This window comes from Shewanella sp. SR43-4 (assembly GCF_014163845.1).
Classification (GTDB): Bacteria; Pseudomonadota; Gammaproteobacteria; order Enterobacterales; family Shewanellaceae; genus Shewanella; species Shewanella vesiculosa.
In genome coordinates, this window is the sequence record NZ_JACJEB010000002.1 from 321,100 (window position 1) to 340,722 (window position 19,623).

General features: G+C 45.1%; 14 protein-coding genes. 3 read left to right on the forward strand and 11 right to left on the reverse strand.

From position 1 onward, the window contains the following. Positions 1–77: 77 nt before the first annotated feature. From H5123_RS03655 to H5123_RS03665, 3 genes are all read right to left on the reverse strand, one after another. On the reverse strand, positions 78–1,373 hold the full coding sequence (locus H5123_RS03655) for a carbohydrate porin (RefSeq protein ID WP_182697056.1): 1,296 nt from the start codon (positions 1,371–1,373) through the stop codon (positions 78–80). Positions 1,374–2,052: 679 nt separating this feature from the next. Beyond that, positions 2,053–2,502, reverse strand: coding sequence for a copper resistance protein NlpE (locus tag H5123_RS03660; RefSeq protein ID WP_124016350.1), 450 nt, complete (start codon positions 2,500–2,502; stop codon positions 2,053–2,055). An 897-nt stretch (positions 2,503–3,399) separates the two neighbouring features. Further along, positions 3,400–4,185 carry a PRC-barrel domain-containing protein gene (locus H5123_RS03665; RefSeq protein WP_182697057.1) on the reverse strand — a complete coding sequence of 262 codons (786 nt, stop codon included), beginning with the start codon at positions 4,183–4,185 and terminating at the stop codon, positions 3,400–3,402. A 173-nt stretch (positions 4,186–4,358) separates the two neighbouring features. On the opposite strand from H5123_RS03665, the gene H5123_RS03670 reads away from it, so the two are divergent. Continuing rightward, on the forward strand, positions 4,359–4,544 hold the full coding sequence (locus H5123_RS03670; RefSeq protein WP_182697058.1) for a hypothetical protein: 186 nt from the start codon (positions 4,359–4,361) through the stop codon (positions 4,542–4,544). 588 nt (positions 4,545–5,132) lie between these two features. Beyond that, entirely contained in the window at positions 5,133–5,831 is a 699-nt protein-coding gene (locus tag H5123_RS03675; protein WP_182697059.1) for a Crp/Fnr family transcriptional regulator, read from the forward strand. Positions 5,832–6,232: 401 nt separating this feature from the next. On the opposite strand, the gene H5123_RS03680 is transcribed toward H5123_RS03675, so the two are convergent. Continuing rightward, a complete protein-coding gene (locus tag H5123_RS03680) occupies positions 6,233–7,615 on the reverse strand; it encodes an NAD-dependent succinate-semialdehyde dehydrogenase (protein ID WP_182697060.1) in 1,383 nt (460 codons plus the stop codon). Positions 7,616–7,697: 82 nt separating this feature from the next. Next, a complete protein-coding gene (locus H5123_RS03685) occupies positions 7,698–8,786 on the reverse strand; it encodes an alkene reductase (RefSeq protein WP_182697061.1) in 1,089 nt (362 codons plus the stop codon). Between the two features lie 607 nt (positions 8,787–9,393). Here H5123_RS03685 and H5123_RS20570 point away from each other — a divergent pair. Continuing rightward, positions 9,394–9,705, forward strand: a complete 312-nt coding sequence (locus H5123_RS20570) for a hypothetical protein (protein ID WP_235781782.1) — start codon at positions 9,394–9,396, stop codon at positions 9,703–9,705. Between the two features lie 117 nt (positions 9,706–9,822). On the opposite strand, the gene H5123_RS03695 is transcribed toward H5123_RS20570, so the two are convergent. From H5123_RS03695 to H5123_RS03720, 6 genes are all read right to left on the reverse strand, one after another. Continuing rightward, positions 9,823–11,313, reverse strand: a complete 1,491-nt coding sequence (locus tag H5123_RS03695; protein ID WP_124016343.1) for an FMN-binding glutamate synthase family protein — start codon at positions 11,311–11,313, stop codon at positions 9,823–9,825. Positions 11,314–11,322: 9 nt separating this feature from the next. After that, a complete protein-coding gene (locus H5123_RS03700; protein WP_182697063.1) occupies positions 11,323–13,059 on the reverse strand; it encodes a thiamine pyrophosphate-dependent enzyme in 1,737 nt (578 codons plus the stop codon). Positions 13,060–13,164: 105 nt separating this feature from the next. After that, positions 13,165–14,514, reverse strand: a complete 1,350-nt coding sequence (locus H5123_RS03705) for an APC family permease (protein WP_182697064.1) — start codon at positions 14,512–14,514, stop codon at positions 13,165–13,167. Positions 14,515–14,551: 37 nt separating this feature from the next. Further along, entirely contained in the window at positions 14,552–16,261 is a 1,710-nt protein-coding gene (locus H5123_RS03710; RefSeq protein ID WP_259395581.1) for an FAD-dependent oxidoreductase, read from the reverse strand. A 181-nt stretch (positions 16,262–16,442) separates the two neighbouring features. Further along, positions 16,443–17,102, reverse strand: coding sequence for a DsbA family protein (locus H5123_RS03715; RefSeq protein WP_182697066.1), 660 nt, complete (start codon positions 17,100–17,102; stop codon positions 16,443–16,445). A 799-nt stretch (positions 17,103–17,901) separates the two neighbouring features. Further along, complete coding sequence (locus tag H5123_RS03720; protein ID WP_182697084.1) at positions 17,902–19,608, reverse strand: amidase; 1,707 nt, start codon at positions 19,606–19,608, stop codon at positions 17,902–17,904. Between the last annotated feature and the right edge of the window lie 15 nt (positions 19,609–19,623).

A 19,623-nucleotide genomic window follows, 5' to 3' on the forward strand; every position in this document is an offset into this window, starting at 1 on the left:
AAACTTAATATAACGGCAATCTCTTTATTAGCACTCAATTAAGTGACTCTGACAATAACTTGCCATTTGAACCTTACTTAAAATGCGATATCACCTTTAAGTGTCACCACCCAAGTATCGTCATTTTCACTGATAGCACCTGGATTAATGATGTATTGAATTTCAGGACGAATAGCAGCATATTTAGTGACTTGAAATTTATAATAGCTTGCAACTACCGTCTCAGTGTCTTTGACAGGTATATTAAGTACATGATTATTATTGTAAAGATGCGCACTATCGGCAAAACTATCGTTTACATGTAAATAGGTTGCGGCTAAGCCCCATTTATCATTTGCACGTGTTGCAAATGGACCTTGATAATTAACACCTAATGCCAAAGAGTGATCAACAGTAGTGATATCTTGGTCGTTTAACGTCCCCATAAAGAACACACTAAGACCACGATCAGAATCACCACCAACAGAAGTCACTTGTTGCTCAGCAACAAAATAAGCCCCATCTTTACTGTCATGTTGGCGTGCTTTACCGCCATCAATAATCAAGGGGTTACCCTCTTCATTGTAGTAAAGGTCTTCACCGCCAACGGTATCATGCCAATAACCGAGTTTATAAGTACCCGGTAAGCCATTGATCTTCGGCATCCAAGCAAGTTCAACAGGAATCGTCATCCCCAAAGTGCCGTGAGGACTGCCTAAATTAAGATTTTGGCTGTTTTTAAGCCAGCTTGGGTTCATCTGGTAAATACCTGTTTTGACATACCACTCTGGCGCTAGCTGATATTTGACAACACCAGCCCATTGACTGATAGGCCAGTTGTATATAGTTGAATTAAAGTTACCAACTTGCGAACCACAGAATCCAAGATAGGCAAATTCACACTGAAAATCGCCAAACTCAGCGCCCACATTCATTCGGCCTAATTTGATATTGAGGTCACCGCTAAGCAAATTTTGCTCATAGTAGAATTCTGAAATACGGGTAACTCGGCCACGACCAAACACTTCTATTGACTGCATTAATTGGCCAATTTCGGCTTTATCATTAATGTTTTGGCTCTGCCCACCTCGATTAGTTAACGCAACGTGGAAGTTGGCACCGGACAGTTCAAGTAATTTTTCGAGGTCGAAATTAGCACCAAGGACAGTTTGGTCGGCATAGCTAGTCGCATGACGTTGTCCACCGTTTAGGTTGCCACCTGTTTCAAAGGTATAACCTAAGCTAACGTCAACACCAGCATTATGCATCTGGCTGCGAATACCACCGATATCACCAAACAGGTAGTTATCAGCAGAGAAATTATCGGCTTGCACTGGACTACTGCAAATAAGTAACAGCACTGAGGCTGTCGTAAGAGTGTTAATACTTTTCATTGAATACTTCTTATAGTCAATTGGAAAAGGCAATGCATCGTTATAAGATAAATGCACTATGGAATGTTACTTAAAAGATTTTTTTGTATCAAAAATAGTAATTACAGAACAATAATACAGTAATAAATTTACACGCTAATGCGGAAAATGTTGATTTTGAGCGTTTGATCTCAAGTTGATAAATGTCATTATGATTGCTGAACACCTTGTATTTAGTTGGCTTTTAGATTGCATAGTGATGAGGAGAAGCAGGCTCAACACCCACTGTAGAAAGGGCTATCGACAACCGTCAGCACTTTTAAGTATCAATACTTAGTTAGATTTACATTCAATAAGCACACCGACTTAGCGTTGAAATAGATGTATATTTCAAACAGAGCTCCATCAGCCTGCTTAGTATTCGTGCTGACCTAACGCCATTAATGACTAAGTGGGTGAGCAATCTCGATAGCGGATCCTTGGTACTTGTGGATTCAAAGTCACGCTTTAGCTGAATATGTCATATTGCGGTACAGCCCAAACTAGAATTGATATCGTCAATATCGATAAGAGTTACTCATGTCTGAGTCTGATAACCGTTCCCTGGTTGAGCTGTTAATATTTAATGTTTTAGAGGCAAGCGTATTTTTCATTGCCATAAACTGAAGTGCGATGTTCAGTTCTTGATATAAACCCACTGCTATGGTTTCTTTTTCAACACATAATTAGCAGCAAGCTGACTAGTAATTCTATTGCCTTGAGTGTCCAATCTGATCAACTGATTTTCACCAACCAGATATTGTGTGCCATCTGGCAAGATGATTTTTTGGCCCTGCTCGCCCCATGTCACTTTGCCAGTCAGTTTGAAAATTTTCTCGTCTTTGCCCAAATAAACAGTTTCCTCAACAAAGCTATTATCAGCTTTAAGTGTCATTAGGGTTTGTATACCTTCACAACTTGCGCAAGGCAACACACCTTCATAGCTACCTGCCCAATCGAGCGAATGTTGACTGCTGTCACCCACAGGCACAGGATTGGCAACATCTGTTTGAACTTGGCTCGTACTAGCTGCAATGTCTTCTTTCGGGGCTTCAGAGCAAGCCGCGGTGAGTAAAACCAAAACGGCGATACAAGATATTGATTTGTTCATAATTTCTCCAAGACAATTTGGGCATAGTAACGCGTTATGTTCATTCATCATACCTGCCAAAAACGAGCTAGTCTAAGTTTGACTATTTTTATTTTATAACAGCAACTTAAGTTGTATTTTTGTGATGTTTAAGTAGTGAAAAGGTTGGTGATTCATGCCAAAGCTGTAATTAATGATGAGAATAATATCTCTTTGAAATTCGTTACTTTCAACATCAAATCTATACTCAAAATCAACCATGAAACCCACTTATTGAGTCAATAACATAATGATTTAGCTATGAGGTTGCGATAGATCTTGTGCTATTCCAGATGTCGATTATCACTCCACCTGTACACATATTGAGTCAGAAATATGAAGTTTGCACTTAGCAGCTGAGACAAACCCTGCCTTTAAATAGTCAGCATGATTAAATTGAAATAACCTAAAAACCGGGGCTAATCATTATCGACCAGTGCACGCCCGATGACGATATCGCGCGGTTTGGTCAGTAGGAAGATGTTATATCCGCAGAAAACCAAGAGTCAGTCAATTAGCGGCCAATGCCATGCGGTTTAATAGGTGTTATTTGTGACTCGACATCTTGTTATCAAAAGCGGGCACATATGTCTCAGTTTTCCATTTTTGGCCTGAGAATATGATTACTCAAATGTCAGAAAAAAAAAGCCATTGATTATCAATGGCTTTTTAATTTTAAAATGCGACCAAGGGATAGTAATTTGCACCTAAGGCCCTCGTATTAAATGTAAATTAGTGTTGTATTTTCACATACTAATAAAAGTTAATTGCCAATAGACACGCAATGGCTAACTGAGATTGCCTATATTTTCACATTGAAATTATTTAAATGTGTCACGTAAACACACCAGCCAAAGCCCTGATGAAGAAGTAATAAGGTTATTTATCATTACGACCATAATGAGTTTGCAAATTTTGCTCATGTTCAAGACTAAAAGGCACTGAGGGGTCGAAGGTGGGTGCATCTTTCACTTGCTGCTGCGTCATATCTACATAAATTTTAGAGGTAGGCCAACTCACCTCTTTAATCCACTTGGGCGCAACCAAAACTAGATGACCCAACCACCAATTACTGGTGTTAATAATCAAATAACGAATAGCCCAAGTGTCGGTATCTATCAACATACCTTGTAAGTGACCCAATTCACCGTCTATCGCATCAAGGTGATAATCCGTCACGGCCTCACTACTGCGCAGATGATGATCATCATCCCGTGATAATGCAGCATCGACGTCTGCGGACATTTCTGAGTTATCTATGTTATCTGGTTTTGGCGCGACACTATAATAACCAGGAGACATCATATTAGGACTGGGCTCACTTCCCCAAATACCTGTGTTCCCCCAGTAATGTTGGTAACCATAATATTCCATATGATCGACCTCATGCTGCCTAGAGACGGTTTTTTCGCTATCGATGTCAGGGCTATTTTTTACCTGCTCTCTTGAGATTGTGACAGTAAGCGTCTTATGCTGCTGATTAAACTCTTTGATTGATATGGGTGAAAGCAATATTTTTTTGCTTGATAACCAAGATCCCGTTTCCACCACCAAGTATCGGATGACCCAATGCTTGTCATCAAAATAAAAATCTTTGGTTAATCCAATATCGCCATCAGAGGCGTGAATGGCTAAACTTTTTAAATCATTCAGTGTATATAACATGATGTATTTGCTCCAGATTAAAGATGGCAAACAATAAGTCATTGCTTTGCTAATAGAGTGAATAACTATCAGCTTGCACCAAATTTCCTATTCAATCTGTTCGGTGTCGCACTGAAGAAGCACGAATACTAGCCTAATCTAAATCTATCTATACATTTTTAAGGTGAACTAACATGACTGACATAGAAAAATTAGAGTTAGCGGCCCATCGCAGCGATATCATCGAAGACGTCAACAATTTGATTGAGAAATATCGCGCTATTTTTGGATGGGATGTGCCCGATATCGATGAAGACTTGGCAAACAGATTAATTTTGAATGAAGTTCGTCAGGCACTTGATGATATTCAAAATAAATAAATGGCAAATATCAGCCAAAACACCTCAACATGTGAGTTATAAGTAGATGAAAAAGTCAGGTGCTAAGTGCACCTTGCATAAGACTGCACCTAAACTTAAAGCACATAAACTTAACTAACTCCGGCGGTGAAGACCGAATGTCTAGCCGCTATAAAAATGGCTCTTGCCATCACTTTGCTGATCAGCCTTTTTATGCCATTCATCTTCACAAAACAGCAGCCTTAGTCGCTGAGTTACTGCCTCAAAATAATCGCTGCAGGCTGTTATTTAGTCTCTTTCCTATGAGCGAAACGCTGCTTTGCAAAGACCTTTTTTACTATCTGCCCTCACTAAATTTCCTGTCGAAATGCATAAATACCACTCAAGATGCAATCGCTTTTACACAGAAAATAATGGCTCCACTGCCTGCAGTGATAGCTAATGACGCTAATGACGCTGAGCAATGCACTTTACCCTACTCGATTCAACAAACTCTGTTATATTGATAATGAGATTACTTAAGCATTATACAATCTTGAATAAAAGCAATAACATAGGAAAGTTCATAGCTAGTGGTGAATGATTCACTTTAATATAAAAAGGTTATCAATGATTGACCCAAATGAGAACGCATTACTTAAAGCATTACCTGAAGAGACAAAAAAGCGCTTATTTCCGCAGTTAAAGATAATAAAACGGCCCTTAGGTAAAGTTATTTATGAAGCTGGTCAAAACCTTGAAAATGTCTATTTCCCCATAGACAGTATTGTCTCTTTACTGAACGTTCTCGAAGACGGGGCATCGGCAGAAATATCTGTTGTAGGCAATGAAGGCTTAGTGGGCATTGCGGTGTTTATGGGAGGAGAAAGCACTACAAATCGCGCCATAGTGCAAAGCGCAGGTCGAGCCTATAAATTATCCGCTTCGGTATTGCTCAATGAATTTAACGACAATCAAAACCTTCGCGAATTGTTATTACGTTACACCCAAGCACTGATGGCCCAAATGGCACAGACGGCAATATGTAATAGACACCATTCTATCGATCAGCAACTTTGTCGTTGGCTGCTGCTATCACTTGATAGACTGGCTAGCAACAATCTCACTATGACCCAAGAGTTGATCGCCAACATGTTAGGCGTCAGACGAGAAGGCGTAACTGAAGCCGCCGGTAAACTGCAAAAACTTGGGGTAATCAACTATAAGCGCGGCCAAATTACCGTGACCAACAGACAAAAACTCGAAACCCTGTGCTGCGAATGTTATGCCGTAGTAAAAACTGAAACCGATAGACTAGAAACTTATTAACTAAAATATCTATGCTAAGTTTCACTCATTGGCGTCTTGACAGATAAGCGACTATCTTGTGATTTAACATAAATCATCCCAGTCTATAGAATATCGTCATGGCGTTTCGATATCCGCCCAAGCAAGGTTAATCGGCTTCACAACTAGACGCTTAAGATGAAATGATTTCATTTCATTCAAACCCAGTGTTGTGAAGCCATGATAATTTGAAACCATAGCATTATGAAATCATAGCATTGTGAAACTATAGCCACCTACCCCATTGATTTACTTGAGTCCTCAATAGTGATGTCGCTATCTTAGGTGACTATGCGCGTTCGCCATGTTATGCCGTTACCATATAGGGTATTGCTTGTGAAATATTAATATTTTCAGTTTGCTAGCCCCTAGACGTGCAACCGTTACACCGGTGCTGCCATCGAAATGGTGCGAACCAACTTCTTATTAACGAACTGCTGAATGCCCATTTCGCCGAGTTCGCGGCCATAACCGGAATCTTTGACGCCGCCGAACGGCAGCGCGGCATCGGTCCAATCAATATTGTTGATGAACATCATGCCGGTATCAATCTGACTGGCGACGCGTTTGCCACGAGCTGCATCTTCGGTAAACACCGACCCACCAAGTCCGAAGTCTGAGTCGTTGGCAAGCGCGATGGCCGCGGCCTCGTCCTTGACCCGAAAAATTAACGCGACTGGGCCGAAGAACTCAGTGCGATAAGCAGGGTTTCCTGGCGCAATGTTGGTCAGTATCGTGGTCTGCATGAACGATCCCGGGCAGTCGATACGCTTGCCGCCCATTAACACCTTAGCCCCATGGGCTACAGCATCATCGACCTGCTTCAAAATATTAACCAGAGCGGCTTCTTGCGACATCGGCCCCTTGGTGGTTTTTTCGTCCATCGGATCGCCAGGTTGCTGAAGTTCAAGCGCGGTTTGAAACTTGCCGATGAATTTATCAGCAATCGAATCGAGCACAATAAAGCGTTTCGCAGCACAGCAGGTTTGTCCCTGGTTATACATACGCCCCCACACAGCCCATGGAATAGTGTTGTCGAGATCTGCGTCATCAAGCACTATAAACGCATCACTGCCACCGAGCTCCATCGACGAGGGTTTGAGGTTTTGCCCTGCTCGGGCGGCAACGCTTCTACCAGCGGCAAAACCACCCGTCAGTGCCACGCCCTTGACGCGCGGGTCGTCGATAACCTGGTTAGACTGTTGGTGCGAAACCAGCAGGTTGGTGTACAGGCCTTCTGGGGCGCCCGCATCAATCAGCAACTGCTCAAAGGCAATTGCACACTGGGGCACATTGCTGGCATGTTTCACCACCAAAACATTGCCCGCCATCAGTTGCGGGCCTGCGACACGAGCAAGTTGATAAAAGGGAAAGTTCCACGGCTCGACGCAGAAGATCACGCCTATCGGGCTGCTTTCCATATGGGCTTCACCATGTTCCGGGTCAAGTTTCTCTGGAGCTAAAAACGCTTCCGCGTGCTCTGCATAATAGCTGAGGATTTTGCCACTGAAATTCACTTCGCCACGGGCTTCATCAATTCGCTTCCCCATCTCCAGTGTTGCCAGCTTGGCATAGTCATCAGTATGCGCATGCAGAAGTTCCGCAGCCTTGGTCATAATAGCGGCGCGTTGCTTATAGCTGGTGTTTTTCCATGTTTGGTAACAGGCGTGCGCAGCGGCAAGCTTGATCTCAAGCTGTTCATCACTGATTTCATCAAAGGTCTTCAAGATTGTTCCGTTATTAGGATTAATGCTTTTGTAGGTCATAGTGAAATCCTGTTTTAATTTGGTCTTATGGGCGCCGCAAGCTTCTGTTGAATTTGTGCGGCCTCGGCGATGACTTTTGGCGTTAACGTTCTTGTGACGTCGCCAGAGTGGGATAGTCTGTGTAGCCCTTGGCGCCAGGTACGTAAAAAGTCGCTTCGTCTGGAGTGTTGAGCTCGGCACCTTGGCGCATCCGAGCGACGAGATCAGGGTTAGCCAAAAACGGACGGCCAAAGGCGACCAGATCGCCATGTTTATCGCGTAACGCCTGTTCAGCACTTTGATGATCGAACCCTCCTGAGAGGATGAACAAACCATCGAAACCAGCGCGCAGCTTGAGCTTGAAGTCGGCAGGCACAGTTGGCGCCCCCATAGATGAGTGATCTACCAAGTGGATATAGAGAAGTCCCTGCGAGGAAAGCGCCTTGGTCAACTCCAGGTACTGCGTCTCTATGTCGGGGAATGCGCCGGTGCCATTGAACACACCATAAGGCGAGAGCCGGATGCCGACCCGGTCGCTACCGATGGCAGCCACTGCCGCAGCCACAATTTCCAGCGCGAGTCGGTTGCGCCCTTCAATGCTCTCGCCATAACCGTCAGTGCGTAGGTTGATTAGCGGATTCAAAAACTGCTCAATCAGGTAGCCGTTGGCGCCGTGTATTTCGACACCATCGAAACCGGCTTGCAGCGCGAGTTTTGCCGACGTCACATACTCTTTTATCACATGAGCAATGTCGGCCTCGGTCATTTTGCGCGGCGTACTGTGGGGCTGCATGCCTAGGGTGTCGGTATACATCTCGCCGGGACATGCCGCGGCATCAGGCCCGAGTATTTCGGCACCTGCCGGCAAGTTGTCAACATGCGCGACTCGACCGCAGTGCATCAACTGTAAGAAGATTTTACCGCCTTGGGCGTGTACCGCTGAAGTACTTGCCTGCCATGCATTCATCTGAGCGCTATCGAAGAGGCCGGGAATGCGTGGGTAACCCAGTCCGTTCGGGCTGGGCGAAGTGCCCTCGGTAATAATCAGTCCCGCCGTTGCACGTTGGCCGTAGTAGGTTGCCATCAGCGCGTTCGGCATATGCTCAGGCGTAGCCCGACTGCGTGTCAACGGCGCCATTACCATGCGATTGGCTAGCTGTAGCGAGCGGTTAGAAAACGTTTCGAAAAGCATAAGCTAGATATCCTGTTATGTATGATGAGGATGAAACCTGCCGAGCCCGAGGAAAAGATCATTGCGGCAAGTCCTGATAATTACAGCTTGCGCGCTGGCATTTGGCTGGTCTGTTCGATAGAACACATACCCACAAATGGCGTCTGCAAATCTAATAGGGTCATTGGTTGGCAGAAAGTTCGCTAGCGAACAGATGAAATGTCATCAATAGCATATTGTATATGTGATGCTTACTCGTCAGACATGAGAGCCAAGATGATTTAACAAGGAGTCTCGTGAATGCTGCGCCTTCTGTGTTTTGATCTGGCTTAGCCTGCTTGTTCGCGCCCCTACCACTGAGCAGAGGAATACTATGATATCCAGACCAATGATACCGACAACAATTTGGGGATCAGTATCCCGACACATTACTGAACTGACCCTACTTGCAATACTAACCCTATGTGGGCCGACCGCTGTCGCAGGCGATGGACCATGGCCGTCATTTACAGCGACGGCGCTTAGCGGCGAAAAAGTTGACAGTAACAAACTGATAGGTCAACCGACACTGCTGATACTTACGCCGTCTCGAAATGCCGCAATATCCACTCGGGAGTGGGTTAACACATTGCGCTCAGAGATAGATCATAGTAAATATCGGGTTCGCGACGTACTGGCTGTCAATTTACCCTTCTTTATGTCGGAAGAAGATGTCATTGGCCGCGCCAAAGAACAAGTGCCGCAGCGCTATCACGATCAAACCTGGATTCTCAACTCACAGATCATGGAAAGCGCCTTGGGTGTGCCCTCCGATAGCGAAGAGGCGGTCATTGTTGTTTTGGATAAGAACGGTAATCTGATATCGCAGGTTCATGGTAAAGTCACGGCGGCGCGGATGAGTGAGATCACCAATGCTTTGCAGAGCCTCGCGAGTGACTAATAGTCTCCGTCACTGACAATTGTTGTACGTAATATCCCTGCCAATAGTATATTGGCAGGCGTGGACCCTTCTTCTGTTATAACGATACGGCGATTGGAGCGGCATGATCCATAAAAATCAGCGGGCTTTTACCACTTCAGCATAGGAAAGCCAGTGCTTATCCACCTTCCTGTAAATTAAATTTTGATTCATTTCTTCAAGTGAATGACAACCCGAAGCGGCCATTAGTTGCAAAAAATCGTCCAACATATGTTGGTGATAATTCCTGACCCTTTGCCATTTTTCTGCAACCACCAAGCCTCGCACTAATTTGGGGTTATTTGTGGTGACGCCTGTAGGACACTCATTGGTGTTGCATTTCAAGGACTGAACACAACCCAAAGCCAGCATCATGCCCCGAGCGGAGTTACACACATCAGCCCCGATACAAAGGGCTTTAAACAAATCAAAAGCGGTAAATATCTTAGTCGCCGTAATCACTTTTATGTCTTGTTTGAGCTTGTAGGTATTGAGCGTATCCACGACAAAAAGCAGTGCATCTTCCCAAGGCATACCAACATAGTTTGAGAAATCGATAGGTGCCGCGCCCGTTCCCCCTTCTGCACCATCCACAGTGATGAAATCGGGTTTGATGCCTGTTTCGAGCATTTTTTCACATATTTCAATAAACTCTTGTTTACTGCCTATAGCAAGTTTGAAGCCGACAGGTTTTCCGTTGGATAACACTCTTAATTGCTCAACAAACTGCAATAACCCTGCTGCATTGCTAAAAGCGGAATGGCCGGGAGGAGAAAGCACATCGGTATGGGGTTGAACGCCTCTTATGTCAGCAATTTCCTGATTATTTTTGGCTGCGGGAAGTACTCCTCCATGGCCGGGTTTGGCACCTTGTGAGAGTTTAATTTCAATCATCTTCACCTGCGCCCAATTGGCCTTTTGTTTAAACTTTTCCGCATCAAAACAGCCATTTTCTGTGCGACAACCAAAATACCCTGTGCCGATTTCCCACACTAAATCGCCACCTTGTAAATGGTATTCGGATATACCGCCCTCGCCGGTATCGTGAAAAAAATCACCGGCTTTAGCGCCCAAATTTAAGGCTTGAATGGCATTTTTGCTCAAAGCACCAAAACTCATGGCTGAGATATTAAATAGACTAGCACTGTAAGGTTGTTGGCAATCTTTGCCACCAATCACAACCCGTGGCGGTGTGTCCAATTTCTTAGCGGGATAGATGCTGTGCTGCATCCATTTATAATTATCATCATATACATTGAGCTCAGTGCCAAAGGGGGATGTTTGATTTTGCTCTTTGGCTCGCTCATAGATGTACCTGCGATGATTCTTATTAATCGGTTTACCATCAGTATCCGACTCCACGAAATATTGATGCAGCTCTGGACCTATCATTTCTAATAGGTAACGAATATGACCAATCACAGGAAAGTTTCTCAGTATCGAGTGTTTTGTTTGAAATAAATCATACAATCCAAGCAGCACGAGCAAGGCTACAAGAACAATAAGACCCGCTAAAGGCCAGAGTATAATGCCGATAATGACGACAAAAATAACCAGGACGATTGTGGTGAACCTAATAGCTTGCTTCATAATGTTTTATCATAATTCCCGTAAGTATTTTAAATCGTTCTTAGTGGTATCGACTATTTCGGCAAATTTTCCATTGACCATTAATTTTGTCATCGATGCAGCAAAGCCTTTTACTTGCTCAAAGTTTAAGGTAGGTGGCATTGCCAACGCATTGGGATCAGTAAAAATATTGATTATCGCAGGTCCCTTATGCTTGAATCCGTTTGCCAGTGCAAGCTCCACATCTTTGGACTCAGTAGCCTCCCATGCAGCAATGTTCATCGCCTCTGCCAATTTTATAAAATCAGGATTAACCATATCTGTCTGCCACTCCATATAACCTTCTACCCGCATTTCAAGTTTCACCATGGCTAACGAACGATTGTTAAAGATGATGATTTTGACAGGAATTTGATATTGGCTAATGGTCATTAAGTCGCCGAGCAGCATTGAAATACCGCCATCACCACAAAACGCAATCACTTGCCGGTCTGGTTGTGATAAACCTGCCCCCATCGCCATAGGCATGGCATTCGCCATCGAGCCATGATTAAAGGAACCTGTCAGGTAACGATTGGCTCCCGCCTTTAAATAACGCGCGGCCCACACGGCGCTCATGCCCGTATCAACGGTAAATATCGCATCGTCATCGGCAAGTTTATCCACCAAATGGGCAACATATTCTGGATGAATGTTTTTTTCCGATCCCTTTTCTTCCACATAGCTCTCATAGATAGCTTCAATTTTTTGATGCAGTGAACGGGTTTTGTCGAGAAAATCCGTGGACGTTTTGACATCAATTAACGGCATAAGATCTTCAAGGGTTGATTTAATATCACCACAATAACCCAAGTCCACTTTAGCTCTACGGCCTAATTTTTCGGGTTTAGTATCGATTTGAATAATTTTGCATTTTTCGGGAAGGAACTCACTATATGGAAAATCTGTGCCCAGCATCAACAGGACATCGGCTTGATGCATGGCTTCAAAACCGGATTTATTGCCTAACAGCCCATTTAATCCAACGGCATAAGGATTTTCTTTACGTTCAAAAAATATTTTGCCTCGAAAGCTATATCCCAATGGGGCATTAAGCCTTTTGGCCAATGCCATCACTTCTTCAACGGCATAGCGACAGCCATGGCCGCAAAACAGCATCACTTTTTCATGTTCATTAATCACGTTTGCCAGTTCTAGAAGCTGTTCATGGCTTGGGGTTATTCTGGGTTGGGTATAGAAGTTTTTATTCGCCGTATGCACAGATTCCAGACTTGCTGAAGCTACATCGCCGGGAAGCCCGAGCACAGCGACCCCTTTCTTGCTGATGGCATGCTGAATCGCCGTTTGCAAACCATTGACAGCTTGTTTAGGGGTATTGGCGAGAAATACATATTTTGAACAATCTTGAAATAACGCTTCGGGTCTTGTCTCTTGAAAGTTGTCCAGGCCCATTTTTTCAGTATGAATAGTTGAAGCAATCGCAATAACCGGATTTTCAGCTCTATTGGCATCATAGAGTCCATTGACTAAATGAACATGCCCAGGACCACTGCTGCCCATGCAACAACCGATACCATTTAGCTCAGCTTCCATAGATGCCGCATAGGCGCCAGCTTCCTCGTGCCTAACATGGATCCATTGCAGCCTACCATCCCTTCGCACAGCATCGTTGACCGGATTAAGGCTATCGCCAGTCACGGCATAAACTCGCTTAACACCGGCTTCTACCAGCATTTCAACTAAATGATCTGATACGTTTTTTGACATAATTAGCTCCAATGTTTACATAAAAAATATTCGATATAATGACCAAGCTAACCTGCAGCAGAGAAGTACAGCAAAATGTCCATCTGCTGCGGCGTACTATTTACTTTATCCGTGTTTGTGGTCTTTTGATTCGATAGGGTGATGCCTTAAAAACAGCACCTCGACAAGCAGAATAGCCAGCATGACCACACCAGCGACACCGACCACCAATGGATCACTGTTTATCTTGACCCAGACAAAACCACCCAGAACAATCAGATCAAGGATAATGGCGGTGATCAAAATACTGAGTTTTGCACCTATGTCATGGCGCAAATGTCGCAAGATCCCCCAATGTACCGCGATATCCATAATCAGATAAAAGATGATGCCCATAGCCGCAATCCGCGTCAGGTCAAAAAATATGGTCAACAGCAAACCTAAAATGACGGTATAAACCAGGGTGTGCTTTTGGATGCTACCGGGCATGCCAAAATGGCTATGGGGAACGAGTTTCATATCGGTCAGCATCGCCAACATCCGCGAAACCGCAAATATGCTGGCGATAACACCGCCTGCTGTTGCCAACATGGCCAGAACAACCGTAAACCAGACGGCATATTCGCCCAGTGCAGGCCTTGCAGCGGCGGCCAACGAGTAATTTCTTGTTTCGATGATTTGCTGAAGTGACAGGTTACTGGCGACGGAATAGCCCACCAGCGTATAAATCACCACACACAAAGCAATAGCGATCATAATGGCTCGGCCTACATTTCGGTGAGGATCGATAAGCTCTGAGCCACTATTGGTAATGGTGGTAAAGCCCTTAAAGGCCAAAATACCCAGCGCGGTTGCACCAATAAAACCAGCTATTGTTGCACCAGAAGTTGAAGCGTCTGGACTGACTGTTGAGAAATCGACTTCTACCGAGCCAGCCACCATTACGCCAACGATACCGAACAAAACGATACCGCCAATCTTAATAAAGCCGAGCACCGACGCGACACCTTCGATCATCTTGTTGGCGGACAAATTGATCAGAAATGCCACCAGCAATAATCCGGCACCCAATGTCGGCACCAACAAGCTAGTATCATCGATACCAAACAGCTGCAATGTATAAGTACCAAAGGTACGCGCCAGAAAACTCTGAGCTATCACCATTGAAAAATACATCAGTAGGGAATGAAAAGCGGTTGTCACCGTGCTGCCGTAGGCTTTTTTCAGGTACATGGCTATGCCACCGGCGGAAGGATAGGCATTGGACATTTTGACGTAAGAATATGCACTAAATATGACAACCACCGCAGCCGAAAGAAATGCCAGCGGGAAAAGGCTTCCGGTCATCTGGGCCATCTGGCCCGTCAAGGCAAATATACCAGCGCCAATCATAACGCCAGTGCCAAGCGCAACAGCACCGACCAATGTCAGGCTATCTTTTTGATAATGCGACTTTTTATCCTCATGGTCATGCATAAGTCCTCCGCTATTTGTGTTTTATATAAGCTACTCTTTATCCGGCAAGCCCAAAGGCGATTAGACTCATTGATAACATAACCATGACGATTAAACCAACATCCAACACGTTTGGAAGTTTGCAGTAATAAAGCACATCGTCTATTTTCCCAAGGACGTTCAACACCAGAAAGTTCGACTGTGGAATGACCTTAAGTTGCGGCTCAAAAACCTTTACCGCCAGCTTGCCACTCTCGACTGCGGCCTCAATGCTCCACACATCTGCGGTCGTTTGGGTGTGAGCTCCGGCAAGAACAAGGTTGGATATTGTCGTCTTTTGCTGTGGCATATATTGCTGGGTATTGGTCGAATTCACCCATTTGGGTTGCGCCGATGTTATTCCTTCAGGAGAAAACGTCCATTCATGCCAAACTGTGATTTTTACAATGGAAAAATCTTGCCAGCTTTTGCCGCCGTTAGCCTTTTTCACCAGTTCATCTAGGGCATGACTCTGTTTTAATTGAAATAACACTTCATCAAGAAATTGTTCCTCAGTGCACTGTTCCAAACAAAGACCATGAACCGGGCCTGGGACTTTTGAAACGCAAGCGGTGACAGTCCACAGTGATTGAATATCGTCCCCCAGAGAACTCGACTCTCCCCAAGCTTGTTCCTGAGAAAAAAGCGTCAGGTTAAAGGCGGAGTCTGAAATAACCAGCGCGCATCTTTGTCGCAGCCAAGACATTTTTTCTTTGAAGCCAATTCTAAAAGACACTTGGGTGTGAGGCCCCTGTTGTACCAAGGATTTAAAAAGATTAAGTTGCGGTTTATTTTCAAGCACAGGGGTTCTTGCCAAGATATCTGCCGCAGAAAAAGGATTCAGTGCCAGGACATAGATATCGGCTTGAACGGTTTCGCCATTGGCGAGCTCTGCCGCTGTGATGCTGTTATTCTCAAAACTCAAACGATAAAGTGGGGTCTGCCAATGAAACTCGACCTGCTTTTGCTTCAGATCATCGACCCATTTATCAAACCAAACCTCACTGCTGGGCCCGTTCAGAAGCAGCCAACCGTCGCGCGCCGTGTGATCCCACGGGCCGCCTTCACTGTCTCCTGAATGATGATACGAATACTTGGTGACTAATTGTTTACGAAAAAAATGCGCCACATGATGGAAAGAAACATGACACCAGTCAGAGCCCACCCAAGGGCCAAAAGTGGAACTCCAGGTGCTCAGCGTCGAAGCGGCTAAATAGGGGCGCCAAGCTTCTTTAGCATTGATGTTGCTGTACTTTTGGCTGCTCCTATTATTTGAACACCATGCTTTTCCCATCAGCCAACACCAAAGCCATTTTTCTTTGGTCGTCATACTAAACAAGTTTTCTAAATCGACATTTTTGGAATTAGAATCACCAAAATGCGCCGTGCCTGAATTAGGCGCCAAGCCGAATACTACTGGCCTTGAAAGGATGTTGTCATAAAGACTGGAGTGTTCATCAAAGGGGATTTCCTTGATGAGTTCGAAAAAATTGTTATACCAAGGGCCCATGCCATGCCAGGAGTATTCAGAAGGCATATCTTGATCTTCTTTTCTTCTGGCACTTCTAAAAAAACCACCGGCATCAGGATTGGCTTCGAACACTTTGACTTTATAGCCAAGTTTTACAAATTCATGCGCTGCCGTTAGTCCGGCAATACCGCCACCAAAAACAGCAACCGTTTTCGCTTGTGTGGCTGATTTTTTGGCTGATTCTGTAGATGTAGACATAGATTCGACTACCATTTATACCTCTTAATATTATCATCGCTCTTGTCTAACGTGCTTGTAGGGGAGATTTTAGAGTTCATGTTTCTCTTTCTGTATCGAATGGTCCAAAATCCCTTCATCGCTAAGCAGGCATCTGATCGATGTCACTATCGATAGCATCAATGAGCGAGTCGCGCTCATTTCAGCACCAGCTTGCCTCATCTGTTGGATGCTTTAAAAGCTCTTCAACATTGGCAAGAATTACGCGAAAACCTACGTCGCCGTACAATATTTGTCGCCCACCATCAAGCACAAAAGACGGGCTACCGTTAATGTTTTGTTGCTTTGATTTTTGATAATCACCCATTAAAGACGCCATAGCAGAACCATCACGAATACTGGTATCGATGGCGTTTAGGTCAAGTCCATTGGCGTTAGCTAAATCATAGAGCACGTCAAGATTGCTAATATCCAAGCCATCGACAAAAAATGCACTTCGAAACGTTAGCGCCATATCGATACTTTTCTTTTTATCATAAGTAATATCTATCGCTTTAAGCATCAAATGCGCATTGGCTGAAGTCGTGGGTCTAACTTGCGTCCATACTTTCGGGTTTACATGAGCGTATTCAAAGGCAGATACAGACTGTTGTATGTGCTCGGCAAAGCCAATAAAACCGCCTTTTGATTGCCATTGGGTGTTTATTTTTGTCGGGACATCACCAAAAACATCAACGTAGTAACATTGAAGTTCGATGCTGTTTGCCAATTTTTTATTAAGTTCATCGACACGTTTTTGAGCAATCCAAGCCCAAACACAAAGAATGTCAGTGTAATAATCTATGACTAAGGTTTTATTCATTTGGCATGTCACTCCTGCACCTGAGGCGGTTTAATGACACTATGGGATAAGGTCAGAACTTCAAATGATGCCATCAGTCGATCACACTGTCTGTGCGACTGCGTACATACACTTATCTACAGACATCTCAGCACCATTACCTGTCAACAAGCGTGCAAATGAATGGCACGATTTCGTAATATCTTGAGCCTTAGTCAATAGCTGGCCTAGTGCAGAAAAAAGAATTTCTGTTCTAGGTAAAGTGCTGACAATTAGATTTGATTGTGATCAGTAACTTCGGTGTGAGTTTGCCCTTAACAGTGATCGACCATTTATTGAAAGTGATTCGACTGAATCGGTAGATCACAACATTTTGGCAAATCGATAACCCAAACGACACCCTTTCACGCTCAAAAAAGTGATGGGGCAAGCGCTTTTAGCTGAACGATCAGCGAAAGGCTTAGTTAAGATTGACCTTGGGCTTGGCGCACCATTGAGCGTTGGCGGCCAATATGTCACCGTCAAGTCTCTGTGGAAACTATGACGATTAATGCGTAACAAATAGGTGACCATTTTACATGCCACTCATTTGCTCAAATCTAGATCACAGTATTGATTTCGCCATTAATAATCGACGCTATGATGGGCAGAAAAAGGCCGTCTTAAGTGCTGTTTTAAGGACGTTTGCTCTTTGACTACGCTCAACGACATCTTTGCATCATATGTATGTTAACGATGTATTTACGTTGGCGTTAAAAAAACGGGATTGGCGTGTAGACGCCAATCCCGTTCTGTATTAATAAGTGCTTTGGCTTAGTGCTTATTGACTAAGCTCTGGCGTGCGCGCAGGTATCATGCGCTTGCTACCAGTTGCCTCAAATGCACCAGCAAACCTCAGCAGATTATTGTCGTCATAAGCACGGCCCGCGAACGTCAAACCGACTGGCATGCCAATATCGGCCATAACCCCCATAGGCACTGTCACCGTTGGTACACCTAAGTGACGAATCGCCAGGTTACCGTTAGCGACCCAAATACCATTACTCCAGGCAATATCAGCGGAAGCTGGATTAACATGCGCATCCGCCGGCCCCACGTCTGCCATGGTTGGGAACAGCACGGCATCAAGTTTTAACTCGTCCATCCAATCTTCGAGATCCAGCTTGCGCGTCTTCTCTAAGCCACGCAGACCATCCGGTATGCTGTCGATTTGGTTATACGACTTGAGACCTCGTTTGGCCATGTTGACATACTCATCCATACCAGCGGCAAGATCGCCCTCACGATTTGGCAAGGTGCCAAGGTCGTGCGGGAAAATCAAATGGCCGTTGACGTCAGCCAGTTTGTTGAGTTTAGGATCATTATTGGCACGCAAGAATTCATCAAATGCCCAGCCCGATAGTGCCCACAGCTCATCATCGAGAAATTCAGGCGTAACGATGCCGCGATTAAACACAGTCGGCGCGCCTGGGCGGTCACCTTCACAGTTAGACACCAGCGGGAAGTCAACTTCAATCACTTCGGCTCCGGCAGCTTCCAGCGCTGTGCGTGCAGCCTGCCAAAGGTCGATCACTGATGCACGAGTATTGATACGCTGACCGGTCGGGCCGCCAATACCAGGGGTTTCGCTGGTGCCAGCTAATTCATCCTTATTGATATACATGCGCGGCACCCCGAAACGCTTACCTTTGAGCGTATCGGCTTGAGCGGCAAGCGCCACATAAGATGCTGGACGGATTGTTGATGCTTTGGGAATGTCGACCCAAGGTTGCAGACGCCATAGATCGCCACGGGTGATCGGGTCGTCAGCCACGATAACATCCAGCACTTCGAGCATATCTGCCATAGTGCGAGTGTAAGGCACTACTACATCCATGGTCGGTGTCAACGGCCAGTTGCCACGCACAGAAATCACGCCCCGAGATGGGGTATAGGCGCACAGACCGTTATTTGATGCCGGCCCACGCCCGCTCGACCATGTCTCTTCGGCTAGGCCAAAAGCAGAATAGCTTGCTGCCGTACCAGTACCCGCGCCGTTAGAAGAACCCGAGGCAAAAGGTGCGGTGAGGTAGTTAGCGTTGTATGGACTTTCGGCGCGACCGTAGTGACCGCGTTGCATACCACCATTGGCCATAGGTGGCATGTTGGTTTTACCTAAACAGATAGCACCCGCGGCGCGCAAGCGCTCAACGGCAAAGGCATCGTATTGGGCAACCAAGTCCTTAAACGCTGGGCTTCCAGAAGCTGCCGTCAGCCCCTTAACCAAGTAGCTGTCCTTGGCGGTATAGGGAATACCGTCAAGTGGGCTAAGTGTTTCACCATTAGCTCGGCGTGCATCAGAAGCCTCTGCTTCCTTGATCGCATCAGGATTGCGGACGACTAATGCATTCAGCTTAGTCTGTGTCGCTGGGCCGTCGTAAGCATCAATTCGTGCAAGATAAGACTGCACCAGTTCAACCGCAGTAGTACGACCGGATTCGAGGGCGGCACGTAGCTCGGCAATAGAAACTTCAGTTACTTCAAACATGCGACACGCTCCTAA